The sequence below is a fragment of the Actinomyces graevenitzii C83 genome, from assembly GCF_000239695.1.
Lineage (GTDB): Bacteria > Actinomycetota > Actinomycetes > Actinomycetales > Actinomycetaceae > Actinomyces > Actinomyces graevenitzii.
Genome location: NZ_JH470338.1, coordinates 750,385 through 762,393, shown reverse-complemented (window position 1 = coordinate 762,393; position 12,009 = coordinate 750,385). Strand labels below are relative to the sequence as shown.

Annotated in this window: 15 protein-coding genes, 2 tRNA genes and 1 pseudogene; 13 read left to right on the top strand and 5 right to left on the bottom strand. The window is 56.9% G+C overall.

Annotation, left to right across the window (positions count from 1 at the left end):
- Positions 1–88: 88 nt before the first annotated feature.
- On the bottom strand, positions 89–649 hold the full coding sequence (gene epsC / locus HMPREF0045_RS03370) for a serine O-acetyltransferase EpsC (RefSeq protein WP_040315963.1): 561 nt from the start codon (positions 647–649) through the stop codon (positions 89–91).
- 150 nt (positions 650–799) lie between these two features.
- A complete protein-coding gene (cysK, locus tag HMPREF0045_RS03365; protein WP_005985510.1) occupies positions 800–1,729 on the bottom strand; it encodes a cysteine synthase A in 930 nt (309 codons plus the stop codon).
- A gap of 163 nt (positions 1,730–1,892) precedes the next feature.
- Here cysK and HMPREF0045_RS10925 point away from each other — a divergent pair, with 163 nt between their 5' ends.
- The gene (locus HMPREF0045_RS10925) at positions 1,893–2,051 is read left to right on the top strand and encodes a hypothetical protein (RefSeq protein WP_005985508.1); all 159 of its coding nucleotides are present in this window, start codon (positions 1,893–1,895) and stop codon (positions 2,049–2,051) included.
- 43 nt (positions 2,052–2,094) lie between these two features.
- Here HMPREF0045_RS10925 and HMPREF0045_RS03360 read toward each other — a convergent pair whose 3' ends face one another.
- Positions 2,095–2,751 carry an IMPACT family protein gene (locus tag HMPREF0045_RS03360; protein ID WP_005985506.1) on the bottom strand — a complete coding sequence of 219 codons (657 nt, stop codon included), beginning with the start codon at positions 2,749–2,751 and terminating at the stop codon, positions 2,095–2,097.
- A gap of 209 nt (positions 2,752–2,960) precedes the next feature.
- Here HMPREF0045_RS03360 and rpmF point away from each other — a divergent pair, with 209 nt between their 5' ends.
- The 11 genes from rpmF to HMPREF0045_RS03305 all read left to right on the top strand — a co-directional run bounded on the left by rpmF (position 2,961) and on the right by HMPREF0045_RS03305 (position 10,186).
- Complete coding sequence (gene rpmF, locus HMPREF0045_RS03355; RefSeq protein WP_005985504.1) at positions 2,961–3,125, top strand: 50S ribosomal protein L32; 165 nt, start codon at positions 2,961–2,963, stop codon at positions 3,123–3,125.
- A gap of 67 nt (positions 3,126–3,192) precedes the next feature.
- Positions 3,193–3,263, top strand: a tRNA-Gly gene (locus tag HMPREF0045_RS03350).
- 38 nt (positions 3,264–3,301) lie between these two features.
- A tRNA-Pro gene (locus tag HMPREF0045_RS03345) sits at positions 3,302–3,378 on the top strand.
- Positions 3,379–3,647: 269 nt separating this feature from the next.
- Complete coding sequence (locus HMPREF0045_RS03340) at positions 3,648–3,953, top strand: hypothetical protein (RefSeq protein ID WP_155813081.1); 306 nt, start codon at positions 3,648–3,650, stop codon at positions 3,951–3,953.
- A gap of 217 nt (positions 3,954–4,170) precedes the next feature.
- A complete protein-coding gene (gene tig / locus HMPREF0045_RS03335; RefSeq protein WP_005985499.1) occupies positions 4,171–5,511 on the top strand; it encodes a trigger factor in 1,341 nt (446 codons plus the stop codon).
- A gap of 185 nt (positions 5,512–5,696) precedes the next feature.
- Positions 5,697–6,029, top strand: a complete 333-nt coding sequence (locus HMPREF0045_RS03330; protein ID WP_005985497.1) for a cupin domain-containing protein — start codon at positions 5,697–5,699, stop codon at positions 6,027–6,029.
- Between the two features lie 9 nt (positions 6,030–6,038).
- Positions 6,039–6,941 (top strand): class I SAM-dependent methyltransferase, encoded by a 903-nt coding sequence (locus HMPREF0045_RS03325; RefSeq protein WP_005985495.1) that lies wholly within the window; start codon positions 6,039–6,041, stop codon positions 6,939–6,941.
- Between the two features lie 92 nt (positions 6,942–7,033).
- Positions 7,034–7,684: an ATP-dependent Clp protease proteolytic subunit gene (locus HMPREF0045_RS03320; RefSeq protein ID WP_050807425.1), complete on the top strand. Its 651-nt coding sequence runs from the start codon at positions 7,034–7,036 to the stop codon at positions 7,682–7,684.
- Entirely contained in the window at positions 7,684–8,364 is a 681-nt protein-coding gene (locus HMPREF0045_RS03315) for an ATP-dependent Clp protease proteolytic subunit (RefSeq protein WP_005985490.1), read from the top strand. The genes HMPREF0045_RS03320 and HMPREF0045_RS03315 overlap by 1 nt, the downstream gene beginning before the upstream one ends.
- Before the next feature lie 150 nt (positions 8,365–8,514).
- Positions 8,515–9,819 carry an ATP-dependent Clp protease ATP-binding subunit ClpX gene (gene clpX / locus HMPREF0045_RS03310; RefSeq protein WP_005985488.1) on the top strand — a complete coding sequence of 435 codons (1,305 nt, stop codon included), beginning with the start codon at positions 8,515–8,517 and terminating at the stop codon, positions 9,817–9,819.
- Between the two features lie 4 nt (positions 9,820–9,823).
- Positions 9,824–10,186 (top strand): chorismate mutase, encoded by a 363-nt coding sequence (locus HMPREF0045_RS03305; protein ID WP_005985486.1) that lies wholly within the window; start codon positions 9,824–9,826, stop codon positions 10,184–10,186.
- A gap of 60 nt (positions 10,187–10,246) precedes the next feature.
- On the opposite strand, the gene HMPREF0045_RS03300 is transcribed toward HMPREF0045_RS03305, so the two are convergent.
- A complete protein-coding gene (locus tag HMPREF0045_RS03300) occupies positions 10,247–10,978 on the bottom strand; it encodes a carbohydrate ABC transporter permease (RefSeq protein WP_231196670.1) in 732 nt (243 codons plus the stop codon).
- 118 nt (positions 10,979–11,096) lie between these two features.
- Positions 11,097–11,534, bottom strand: a complete 438-nt coding sequence (locus HMPREF0045_RS03295; protein WP_005985482.1) for a carbohydrate ABC transporter permease — start codon at positions 11,532–11,534, stop codon at positions 11,097–11,099.
- A 109-nt stretch (positions 11,535–11,643) separates the two neighbouring features.
- Here HMPREF0045_RS03295 and HMPREF0045_RS10920 point away from each other — a divergent pair.
- A pseudogene (locus HMPREF0045_RS10920) lies at positions 11,644–12,009 on the top strand (ISL3 family transposase); the annotation flags it as partial.

Sequence of the window (12,009 nt, the reverse complement as noted above, 5' to 3'; positions counted from 1 at the left end):
TGGGGTCCCTTCTTAGCGCTTAAGGCCATTTAAGACTGTGACAGCCGGCCATTTTCTAAAGCAGCTTAAGCTTTATTAGCTGTAGGGCTTAGATGTAGATGGTCGGGTCTATCATCAGCTCCGGGTCGGTGCGTGGGTCGCGAACTTTGGAGGGTACCCCCACGGCAACATGCCCTTCAGGCAGGTTTTTAACCAGCACCGCGTTGGCGCCAATAACGCCGCCGTCGTAAACCGTAACCGGACCCAAAACCTTAGCCCCAGCCCCCACCGTGACGTGGTTGCCAATGGTGGGGTGACGTTTGCCCGGGGTCATTGACACCCCACCGAGGGTTACCCCGTGAAAGAGCAGGACGTCGTCGCCAACTGTGGTGGTTTCACCGATAACTACCCCCATGCCGTGGTCGATAAAGAAACGTCGACCAATGGTGGCGCCAGGGTGAATCTCCACGCCGGTGGCTGCGCGGGCTGCCTGAGACAGGGCCCGGGCGGAGAAATGGTGGCCTTTAGACCACAGCCGGTTGGCTACTCGGTAAGCCCACACCGCGTGTAAACCTGGGTAGAGCAGGGCCACTTCGGCGGTTGAACGCGCTGCTGGGTCACGGTCGCGGGCAGTTTTAATGTCCTCGCGGATCAGTGCTAGCAGGCCCATGCCTTTACGGTCAGAGGGGCTAGAACAACATGGGCTAGCTGGCGCCTCAGTGGCTTCGCTGTGCACGTCGCCCATAACCAGGTCGGCCTTAGCGGCAGATAACTGGCTAGCTGGGGCGGGTGTGGTCTTAACTGTCACAGTCTTTTGCTTTCAGTCCAAATAAGCCGAGTACAGGGGAGTGGACAGGTAACGCTCACCGGTGTCGGGCAGCAGGGTGACAATGGTCTTACCGGCAAACTCGGGGCGGTGGGCTAGCTGGTCGGCGGCGGCCAGGGCAGCGCCGGAGGAGATACCTACCAGCAGGCCTTCCTCAGCGGCGGCACGGCGGGCGTAGGTTAGCGCAGCTTCAGACTCAATGTGCAGCAGCTCATCCCAAATGTTCTGGTCAAGCACCTCGGGCACAATGTTGGCGCCAATACCCTGGATCTTGTGCGGGCCGGCGTGACCTTCGCTTAGCAGGGGAGACTCAGCCGGTTCGATACCGAAAATCTTGACGTTGGGGTTCTTTTCGCGCAGCACTTGGCCTACACCAGTGAGGGTGCCGCCGGTGCCGATGCCGGCTACGAAGGCGTCAACCTGGCCGCCGGACTGTTCCCAGATTTCCAGGGCGGTGCCGGCGCGGTGGGCGGCAGGGTTAGCCTCATTGGTGAACTGGGAGGCCAGAATCGAGTTGGGGGTGGCCGCCTGGATTTCACGGGCCTTGTCAGCTGCACCCTGCACGCCGTTAACGCTGGTTAGCACTAGCTCTGCGCCAAATGCGCGCATAATGGCGCGGCGTTCCTTGCTCATGGTGTCAGGCATGGTGATGATCACGCGGTAGCCTAGCGCCGCGCCGATAGCAGATAGGCCCACGCCGGTGTTGCCGCTGGTGGCTTCCACAATGGTGCCGCCGGGCTTGAGGGCGCCGGAGGCTTCAGCGGCGCGAATGATGTTTAGGGCAATGCGGTCTTTAACCGAGTGGCCGGGGTTTAGGGCCTCAAACTTGGCTAGTACCGTGGCCGGGGCGTCAATAACGCGGTTAATGCGTACCAGTGGGGTGGAACCAACCAGGTCAGCAATAGAGTTAGCAATGTCAGTCATGTAAATCTCCCTAAGTAAATTTTTTGGGCCCGCAGCGCTTCGATGGGTACGCAAACGGTAGGAAAAACTTGAGTTGGGGCCAGGGCCTGTCTGGCCAAGGGCAAATAGACGCCAGGCATGCGCAGGCGACGCACTAATTCGAGGCCTGACGTGCTACAGACACATGCACTGCGCGAAGGACATCATCAGCGCCATATTCATCATGGCTGTGTCTCCTTTCGCGCTCAAAAATCTTGCTGGCCAAGTGTTGGCCAGCCGCCAGTCACTGTACAACGCTAACTGGCGTAAGTACAACAGTTTTTCACTATCTAAAAAGCGCTAAATACCTCAGCTTCGCAGTGAGCGGATTAGGGACTATTAAGGGATTAGAGGGGCAGCTCAAGGATTTTGGTGCCGGCAGCTTCTAGCTGGCCTTGGCCTCGGGTCACGTTAGCTACTAGCGCGGCTAGTTCTGTGGGATTGGCGACGGCGCTGGCCAGTTCGATAGTTGCCTGGCTTTCCCAGCGGGTTTGCACAATATTGGCGCCGCCGGCGCGCAGCTCAGCCTCGATGCGACCAGCCTCGGCCACCGGTGCGCGCAGCTGCCATAAATACTGTTGGCTGCGCCTACACAGGCTTAACTGTTCTAAAGCTTGGGCGGTGGCTTGCGAATAGGCGCGCACCAGCCCGCCCGTGCCCAGCAGGGTGCCACCAAAGTAGCGGGTGACCACCACGGTTACATCAAAAATCTGGCTGCCACGCAACACCTCAAGCATGGGCTTACCAGCGGTACCCGAGGGTTCGCCGTCGTCGTTAGAGCGTTCCGTGGGAGTGGCGCCAGGGTTAGCGATAATAAAAGCGCTGCAATGGTGACGCGCGTCAGGGTAGAGGGCACGTCGGCTGGCAATAAACTCACGGGCCTGGGCCTCACTAGTGGTGCGCGCCGCTAAACCCAGAAAGTGTGAGCGTTTAATTTCTAAGTCAATCTCGCTAGCGCTAGTATCTGCCGGAACCAGCACGCCAGCTGGTGCTAGTGAACTCATAAGCTAATTGTGGCATGAGTCAATTGTGAGTAACGCCTATTTATTAGTGCCTCGACTTAAGGGGACTAAGGCTAGTAAAGTTGCTTAAGTTGTTTGAGGCGATGGAACTCACACCCGCATCTGTGCATTATAGATTGGCTAGATCAGCGTGCACCGGGTAAGGTTACACGTCGGTTCAGGTTTGTTTTCTATACGAGAGGAGCGGGATCATGGCAGTTCCGAAGCGGAAGATGTCCCGTAGCAACACCCGCAACCGTCGCGCCCAGTGGAAGGCTGAGCTGACTCAGCTGGACAACTTGCGCATTGCCGGACGCGAGGTCAAGATTCCTCGTCGTCTAGCAAAGGCTTACAAGCTCGGCCTAGTCGAGGACTGATAAGTCTACGGTAGCGTCCCGAGCCTGCCGGGTTAAGCAGGTAGTGATGTGCATTTAGCGCATCCGCGCGGGTGTAGCTCAATGGTAGAGCCTCTGCCTTCCAAGCAGATTGCGCGGGTTCGATTCCCGTCACCCGCTCGAAGCGAGCATAAGGTTTACACCGATATGTGAGCCACCGGGGTGTAGCGCAGCTTGGTAGCGCATCTGCTTTGGGAGCAGAGGGTCGCAGGTTCAAATCCTGTCACCCCGACCAAAAACTTGGCACCGTGGCCATTTAATTACTCAACTAAGCACCTAAACTTGCAAGTGGGCGTAAAATCTCTAGTCGCCGCCAAGCAGAACTTGCCGTCGCAGCGCTTAGTCCAGACATAGCCTTACATAGCCTACAGTTACTGATAGATATCTGTTCGTTATATTAGTGTGCTTGCTGACAACTGAGGTGACAGGCTATGTATGCTCGACGCGATTTCATACAATTAACCCAGCCATGAAATTTCGCAGGAAGGTTCCCAAACTATGGCCATGACCGCGATGAAGCTTATGGGTGACAAGGCTGGCGCGGTTCGCCTTTTGTTCGACCTATCCGATCAGCTAGCCAACTGCTCCCAAGACGCCCTAGCCGCACACTTTGAAAGCGCTGCGGTGGCTCTCGATGAGCATGAAGGTGTAAGCGGTTTAGGTCCCCTGCGCCGCACGGTTCGCGCTTCCCTACGCAAATACCGTGTAAACATTCTAAATGCGGCACAGGTGCATGACGATGAGCGGATCCAGGAACACTATGAGCGCGAGATTGGGCGCACTCTAGAGACCCTGTTGGCTTATTTTTAAAGCGTAACTGCCCCCTTAAAGCTTTGTGACCGGCCATATAAAGGCTGCTAAGCGCTCAAAAAGCACCAACTTACCGGCTGAAGTAGCTACGCCGTGGCGGGCGCAAAGTGCAAATTAAGGATTTGTCCCCTAGACTGGGACGGTTAAAGGTGTCAAAAAAGTACACCCGCCGGCATGCCGGTGCCCTCATACCATCCATTTATTGGAGTACACGCCCGTGAAGAGCTCTGTCGAGATTCTAGATCCCACCTCCGTCAAGCTGACCGTGGAGGTTCCCCACGAGGAGCTGGGGAGCCAGCTCGACGCCGCCTACAAGGAGATCGGCTCCCAGATTCAGGTTCCCGGCTTCCGACGCGGCCACGTTCCCGCCCGCGTAATCGACCAGCGCGTCGGCCGTGGCACTGTAATTGAGCAGGCCATCAACGCTGCCCTGCCTGACCTCTACCGTGACGCCATGGTTGACTCTGGCCGCGTTCCGCTGCTGCAGCCCGAAATTGAGATCGTTGAGATTCCGGCTGTAAATGGCCCCATCTCCGGCCAGTTCTCCTTCACCGCCACCGTAACCGTGCGTCCCGAGTTCGAGATTCCTTCCCTAGAAGGCACCGAGCTGACCGTTGACGCCACCACCGTTAGCGATGAAGACGTTGACGCCGAGCTGGACAACCTACGCGCCCGTTTCGGTTCCCTAAAGCCCATCAAGCGCAAGGCCAAGACCGGTGACTTCCTAACCATCGACCTAAAGGCTGAGATTGACGGCCAGGAGGTTGACTCGGTTTCCGGTATTTCCTACGAAATCGGCAAGGGAAACCTGCTTAAGGGCCTAGACACCGCTCTGCGCGGTCTAAAGACCGACGAGAGCGCCACCTTCACCACCACCCTGGCTGGTGGCGAGCACGCTGGTGAAGAGGCCGAGGTTACCGTTAAGGTCACCGCCGCCAAGCAGCGTGAGCTGCCCGAGGCTGACGACGACTTCGCTCAGATGGCTTCCGAGTTCGACACCATCGAAGAGCTGCGCGAGGACCTGCGCAAGCAGGTAGCCGACCGAAAGACCGCTGACCAGGCCATCGCCGCCCGCGACGCGCTGCTAGAGCACCTAAAGTCTGTAGTGGAGTTCCCGGTGCCCGAGGCTGTGGTTGAGGCTCAGATTAGCCAGCACCTAGCCGCTGAGGGTAAGGAAGGCGACGAAGAGCACGCCAAGGAAATCCGTCCTGACGCTGAGAAGGCCGTGGTTGAGCAGCTGCTGCTAGACGTTCTGGCTGAGAAGCTGGATGTGGCCGTGACCCAGGACGAGCTGTTCGACTTCCTGCTGCAGACTGCCCAGCAGTACGGCATGGAGCCCGGCCAGTTCCTGCAGGGCGCCCAGCAGGCTGGCCAGATCCCGGCCTTCGCCCAGGAAATCGCTCGCAACAAGTCCCTGGCTGTAGCCCTACGTGAGGTTACCGTCAAGGACTCTGAGGGCAACGTAGTTGACCTGAGCGAGTTCATCGGCACCAACGAGGAGGGCGAAGAGTCCGCCGCTGAGGGCGCTGAGGACGCTCCGGCTGAAGACGCCGAGTGAGCCTAGCTCTTTACGAGTGAGCCTAGCTCTCTAACTTAAAGGGGCCGGTAGCGTAAGCTGCCGGCCCCTTGGTTTATTTTGTAAGCGATTTGCAAATTTTATTTAGTGACCGCTTGCTTGCGTAAATAAGGCAGTGTGGCCTAACCTAAAGCCTCAAGCATTTAACACGGTTTTAAGGGGAACAAATGGCCTCAACTGCTGTCGAACAGTCCATTTCTATCGCCAGTGTCAGCGCTGACCTGCCGATTTTGAAGGAAGCCACCACCTCGCGGGTAGTGGTTAACAATGATGTGTTGCGGGTGGTCGACTTTGTTTTCGACGCCGGCCAGCTACTAACCGAGCACGCCTCACCTAAGGCAGTGGTAGTCACCCTGCTAGAAGGTGAAATGGAATTTGATGTGGCCGGCGAAACCACGCTACTAAGTGACGGCGGCATGATCTACCTGGCTCCCGGCGAGCGTCACGCGCTGCGCGCCGTTACCCCCTGCCGTATGCGCCTAGTCATGGTTAACGTCTAGGAGTAGGCCATGAGCAAGGATTTACAGAGCGCCCCAGCCCAGAGTGGCGCAGCTGACCAAGGCGGCGCCGTCGAGAACAGCGAAAAGCAATCCGGCGCCGTCGAGCAAGGGGAGCGCAAGGGCCTACGCCAAGCCCCCGAGGCCTCCCGGATGCAAGGACACTGGCTGCTAGCCACGCTAGGCAAAAAGATTTTGCGCCCCGGCGGCATTGCCCTAACCCGCAAAATGCTCGCCGCAGCCGCCCCCACCAGCCAAGACCGCATTGTTGAGTTTGGCCCTGGCGTGGGCGCCACTGCGCGGCTGCTACTAAAGGCAAACCCCAAGTCCTACGCCGGCGTCGACCCAAATCCGCAAGGCCGCCAAGCCGTTGCCAAGGTGATCGCCCCCTACGCTCAGGCCCAGTATGTGGTGGCCGACGCCGCCTGCACCGGCCTGCCCGAGGCTAGCGCCGATCTGGTGGTGGGTGAAGCCATGCTTACCATCCAGTCGCCCCAAGCCAAGGCCGCTATTGTGAAAGAAGCTGCCCGCCTACTAGCTCCCGGAGGTCGCTACGCCATCCACGAAATGGCGGTATCTAGCGGATATAGCCAGGAGGAGTTTGAAGCGGCTCGCAAAGAACTCTCGCGCACCATCAAGGTAGGCGCCCGCCCGCTAACCGAGGATGGCTGGCGCCAGCTCATGGAAGACGCCGGGCTAGAGGTGGTCTTCAGCGCCAAAGCGCCACTACGCCTACTAGAGCCCACCCGCTTAATCCGCGATGAGGGTTTGCTAGGTGCGCTGCGTTTTTGGAACAATGCCCGTAAGATGCCTGGAGCTAAAGAGCGTCTACGCACCATGCGTAAAGCTTTCAAGGTGCAAGGGCGCCTCATGGGCGGCTACGTGCTAGTGGCTAAAAAACCGCAAGCTAAGTGAATCCATAGCTGCGCGGGGTTGACTCAACTAGCGGCCCAAAGCGAAAACTAAGCGATTTTCGTGCCTTGGCAGTTAAAACAGGCTATTGTCTGATGCAGAAAAACCTTTCAAGGAGGGATAAGCGCGTGAGCGATGTCAACCCCAGCGCAGCCGGCGATAACGCTAACGGTATGGCGCTGACTGATTCCATCTACAACCGCCTGCTTAAAGAGCGCATCATTTGGCTGGGCTCTGAGGTGCGTGACGATAACGCCAACGCCATCTGCGCACAGATGCTACTACTTGCTGCCGAAGACCCTGAGGCAGACATTTACCTCTACATCAACAGCCCCGGTGGCTCAGTAACTGCCGGCATGGCCATCTACGACACCATGCAGTATGTACAGCCCGACGTGGTAACTGTGGCCACCGGTATGGCTGCCTCCATGGGTCAGTTCCTGCTCTCTTCTGGCGCCAAGGGCAAGCGTTACATCACCCCCCACGCCCGCGTGCTGATGCACCAGCCCCTTGGCGGCGCCGGCGGTAGCGCCACTGAAATCCGTATCAACGCGGACCTGATTATCTCCATGAAGCAGCAGCTAGCTGAGATCACGGCGGCTAACACTGGTCACAGCGTTGAGCAGATTATTGCCGACGGCGACCGTGACCACTGGTACACCGCTCAGGAAGCTCTCGAATACGGCTTCGTAGACCACATCGTTAAGTCCGCTAGCGAAATCAGCAAGCAGAACGGAGACAACTGATGAGCACTCGCCCCTATTTTGATGCGATCGCCCGCCAGGTAGAGGCCAGTGCCGCCATGCCTTCTGCCCGCTACGTGCTACCTCAGTTTGAGGAGCGCACCGCTTACGGGTTTAAGCGCCAAGACCCCTACGCCAAGCTGTTTGAAGACCGCATCGTGTTCATGGGGGTGCAGGTGGATGACACCAGCGCTGACGACATTATGGCCCAGCTGCTGGTGCTAGAGTCGCAGGACCCTGACGGCCTAATCACCATGTACATCAACAGCCCCGGTGGTTCCTTCACCGCGCTGACCGCCATCTATGACACCATGCAGTACATTAAGCCGCAGGTGCAGACGGTGTGCCTGGGCCAGGCTGCCTCTGCCGCCGCAGTGCTACTGGCTGCCGGTGCCAAGGGTAAGCGCCTAGCGCTGCCTAACGCCCGCGTGCTGATTCACCAGCCCGCTATGGAGGGTATCCAGGGGCAGGCTAGCGACATTGAGATCGTGGCCAACGAAATTGACCGTATGCGCGCTTGGCTGGAAGACACCCTAGCCTTCCACACCGGCCGCGACCGTGAACTAGTGCACCGCGATCTAGAACGCGACAAGATCCTCACGGCCACCGCCGCCAAGGAATACGGCATCGTCGACCAGGTGCTCAACTCGCGTAAGTCTGCTCCGGCAGTACACTCGGTGTGACTTTAGGGCCAAAACACTTTAAATTGCCCTGAAAATCAGCAATTTTTAAACGGGAGCGGTGCGACACGCTCCCGTTTAGCTGATTTTTATCTGAATACGCCGTAGAGTTATCTCGTAGAAAAGCGTCGCTCGACATAAAGGAGTGCGTCTGTGGCTCGCGCTGAGAGTGTAGATCTTCTCAAGTGTTCATTCTGTGGGAAGAGTCAGAAGCAGGTCAAGAAGTTAATCGCTGGTCCTGGCGTATACATCTGCGATGAGTGTATCGAGCTATGTGTTGAGATCATTGAAGAAGAGATCAACGCTGACGCAAGCGAATTCAGCTTTGAACTTCCTAAGCCTAAAGAGATTTACGACTTTTTATGCCAGCACGTTATTGGTCAAGACGCAGCTAAGCGCGCATTGTCGGTAGCTGTTTACAACCACTATAAACGTGTAAAGGTTCGCGAAACTTCACTAACTGAACAAGAAGCGGTGCAGCTAAATAAATCAAATATTTTGCTGCTGGGCCCCACTGGTACTGGGAAAACCCACCTGGCCCGCACCCTGGCTAAGCTGCTGGATGTGCCCTTCGCTCTGGTAGATGCCACCGCCTTAACTGAAGCCGGATATGTGGGTGAGGATGTAGAAAACATCCTGCTTAAGCTGATTCAGGCCGCTGATGGTGACATTAAACGCGCTGAGCACGGAATTATTTACATTGACGAGATCGACAAGATCGGGCGCAAAAACGAGAACCCCTCAATTACGCGCGATGTTTCGGGTGAAGGTGTACAGCAGGCGCTGCTAAAGATCATTGAGGGCACAGTGGCTTCAGTGCCGCCCTCAGGCGGTCGCAAGCACCCCCACCAGGAGTTCATGGAGATTGACACTTCCAACATCCTGTTTATTGCGGCTGGGTCTTTTGCCGGTATTGAGGAAATTTTGCGGGCTCGCCAGCGTAAAGAAACCGGCGCTCAGGTGGTTGGTTTCGGCTCCTCACTGGTTGGCTCTGAGCGCGACGACGCCGCTTTCGATATGCGCGTGCGCCCTGAAGACCTGCGTAAATTCGGGCTAATCCCAGAGTTCATTGGCCGTCTGCCGGTGATTGCCACCGTGCAGGCTTTGGGTCAAGAAGATCTGGTGCGGGTCATGACTGAGCCTAAGAACTCACTGATCAGCCAGTATAAGTACCTGCTGAGCTTGGATGGGGTAGAGCTAGAAATTAGCGACGACGCGGTAGCAGAGATCGCTAAGCTGGCCCTGGAGCGTGAAACCGGTGCTCGTGGCCTGTCTGCCATTGTTGAAGAGGTGCTGGGAGACGTCATGTTTGAGGTGCCCTCACACCCGGAGATTGGGCGCGTACAGATTAATGCTGACGTGGTGCGCGGGCTAGCTAAGCCCACTTACGACGCCGGCTCGGGGGCGCTAACCAGCACGCTTAAGAGCCCAAAAAAAGCTCGCTCGAAGAGCGCCTGAACTTATGAGCCCTGCTCACCAGCATGAAGACGCTAGCTTGAATTCGGCTAGATCTAGTGAAGCCACTTTAGCCCAACCTGCACCCACACCACCTCAGTTGGTGGCGCTGCGCGCCACTATCGATAACCTCGATGCGGTGCTGGTGCATGTATTGGCGGAGCGTTTTAAGTGTACCCGCCAGGTTGGTGAACTTAAACGCGACCTAGACTTGCCAGCTGCTGACCATCAGCGTGAAGCCCAGCAGATTGCCCGCCTAGAGGCACTAGCTCAGGACTCGGGTCTAGATCCGGTGTTTGCCCAGAAGTTCTTTAACTTCATTGTCAGTGAAGTTATCCGCCACCACGAGGCCATTAAAGAAGGCGCCTAGGCGACGCCCAAGCGCGCGCTGCGCTTCGACGTCGCCCCTAAAAGTAGCCTAAAAGCTGGCCTAGCCCTTCAAGCCAGAGCTAGCCAGGCCGCTAATTACCCGGCGTTGCATAGAGAAGAACAAGATGAAGATCGGCGCCATAGACATGATCGAGGCAGCCATCATCATGCTGTAATCGGTGGAGTGCTCGCCAGCTAGAGTGGCAATACCAACGCTTAGTGGCATTTTGTCTTCGCGCGTAGTCACAATCAGTGGCCATAGCAAATCATTCCAAGACCACAGCACCGTAGTAATCGCCACTGCAGATAAGCCCGGCGCCGCCAGGGGCAGCATTACCTTGGTGAAAGTCTGCCACTGCGAGCAGCCATCTAAGCGCGCAGCCTCCTCCATTTCACGCGGCAAACTTAGGAAAGTTTGGCGCATCAAGAAAGTACCAAAGGCGCTAAACAAACCCGGCAGCACAATCCCCCAGGGAGTCTCCAGTAGCCCAAGCCCCTGCACAATCTGGTACTGGGGGATCAGGTAAACCTGACTGGGAACCATCAAAATCAGCAGCACCGCGCCAAAAAGAATACCCCGGCCACTAAACTGCATCCGCGCAAAAGCATAGCCAGCCATGGAGCAAAACAGCAGCTGCGCCAGTGTGCGAATCACCGTGATCAGCACTGAAATCCAAAAGTTTTGCATAAAAGGTAGCTTGGCAAACACATCGGCGTAGTTATGCCACTGCAAAACCTCAGGCCAAAAAGTTGGCGGCACCGAACGCACTTCCGCGTTTGTCGACAGCGACATAATAATCTGCCACACAAACGGAAATACCATAAATAGCCCAAAAAACAGCAGTAGCACATGGGCTGGAGCTAAATGCAACTGTGTACGTAGCACACGCTTTAAAGGCGTGCGTTGAGGCTTAGACATAACGCACCCACTTCTTTTGCATAACGAACTGGAACAGGGTTACCAGGGCCACCATAACTAGAATAATTACTGCAATCGCAGCGGCGCCGCCCTTATCGTTATTCTCAAATGCGGTGTTGTAGAACAGATACACCAGTGAACGGGTATCCTTCATAGCCGGGTTAGCCGTGCCCACAATGGCAAATAGAGAATCGAATAATTGCAGGCCACCAATAGTAGTGACAATGGCTAATAGGAAAATTGAGGGAGTCAGTAGCGGAATAGTGATAGCCGTGAACTGCTTTACCCGCCCGGCGCCGTCGATAGCAGCAGCCTCATAGAGCTCATGCGGGATCGACTTTAAGCCTGCGCTGAGAATAATCACGTTAAAACCAATAGAAGACCAGATGCCGTAAAAGATAACCACAGCCAAAGCAAAGCGGCTCTTCATAATTGAGGGTGTGGGGGTGGTATGCGGGGTTCGGCGTGTCGTGGCCGGGTAGGGGTCGAGGTCTTCCGATGATGGGGGTTCCTACACCGTCCATCCGAAAGACCTCGACATGCCTAATACTACCTTTGATCGCCCTGACCTGAGCACCTTCACACGCCTGGATGACCTGGGCCTGGAAGTGACGGGCCAGCGTGTAGGAGGCGATCGGACCATCTTGGCCTGCAAGGTAGTGGGTGAGGACCGGTGGTGCCGACAGTGTGGGGGCGAAGGCGTCGTACGCGACACGGTGATCAGGCGCTTGGCTCACGTAGCCTACGGGTGGCACCCCACGATCTTGCACGTGAGCGTGCGCCGCTACCGCTGCCAGACGTGTGCTCACGTGTGGCGTCAAAACATGAGCCAAGCGGCCGATCCACGCGCCAAGCTCTCACACTCGGCGGTGCGCTGGGCGCTGGTGGGCCTGGTGGTCCACCAT

Excerpts from the sequence above, each read along its gene's own strand:
- HMPREF0045_RS03315 (WP_005985490.1), top strand. The coding sequence starts at position 7,684 with ATGAGCACTCGCCCCTATTTTGATGCGATCGCCCGCCAGGTAGAGGCC.
- HMPREF0045_RS03320 (WP_050807425.1), top strand. The coding sequence starts at position 7,034 with ATGCAGAAAAACCTTTCAAGGAGGGATAAGCGCGTGAGCGATGTCAAC.
- HMPREF0045_RS03305 (WP_005985486.1), top strand. The coding sequence starts at position 9,824 with ATGAGCCCTGCTCACCAGCATGAAGACGCTAGCTTGAATTCGGCTAGA.
- HMPREF0045_RS03300 (WP_231196670.1), bottom strand. The coding sequence starts at position 10,978 with ATGTCGCTGTCGACAAACGCGGAAGTGCGTTCGGTGCCGCCAACTTTT.
- HMPREF0045_RS03295 (WP_005985482.1), bottom strand. The coding sequence starts at position 11,534 with ATGAAGAGCCGCTTTGCTTTGGCTGTGGTTATCTTTTACGGCATCTGG.
- HMPREF0045_RS03330 (WP_005985497.1), top strand. The coding sequence starts at position 5,697 with ATGGCCTCAACTGCTGTCGAACAGTCCATTTCTATCGCCAGTGTCAGC.
- HMPREF0045_RS03340 (WP_155813081.1), top strand. The coding sequence starts at position 3,648 with ATGACCGCGATGAAGCTTATGGGTGACAAGGCTGGCGCGGTTCGCCTT.
- epsC (WP_040315963.1), bottom strand. The coding sequence starts at position 649 with ATGGGCCTGCTAGCACTGATCCGCGAGGACATTAAAACTGCCCGCGAC.
- HMPREF0045_RS03360 (WP_005985506.1), bottom strand. The coding sequence starts at position 2,751 with ATGAGTTCACTAGCACCAGCTGGCGTGCTGGTTCCGGCAGATACTAGC.
- HMPREF0045_RS10925 (WP_005985508.1), top strand. The coding sequence starts at position 1,893 with ATGCACTGCGCGAAGGACATCATCAGCGCCATATTCATCATGGCTGTG.
- cysK (WP_005985510.1), bottom strand. The coding sequence starts at position 1,729 with ATGACTGACATTGCTAACTCTATTGCTGACCTGGTTGGTTCCACCCCA.
- rpmF (WP_005985504.1), top strand. The coding sequence starts at position 2,961 with ATGGCAGTTCCGAAGCGGAAGATGTCCCGTAGCAACACCCGCAACCGT.
- HMPREF0045_RS03325 (WP_005985495.1), top strand. The coding sequence starts at position 6,039 with ATGAGCAAGGATTTACAGAGCGCCCCAGCCCAGAGTGGCGCAGCTGAC.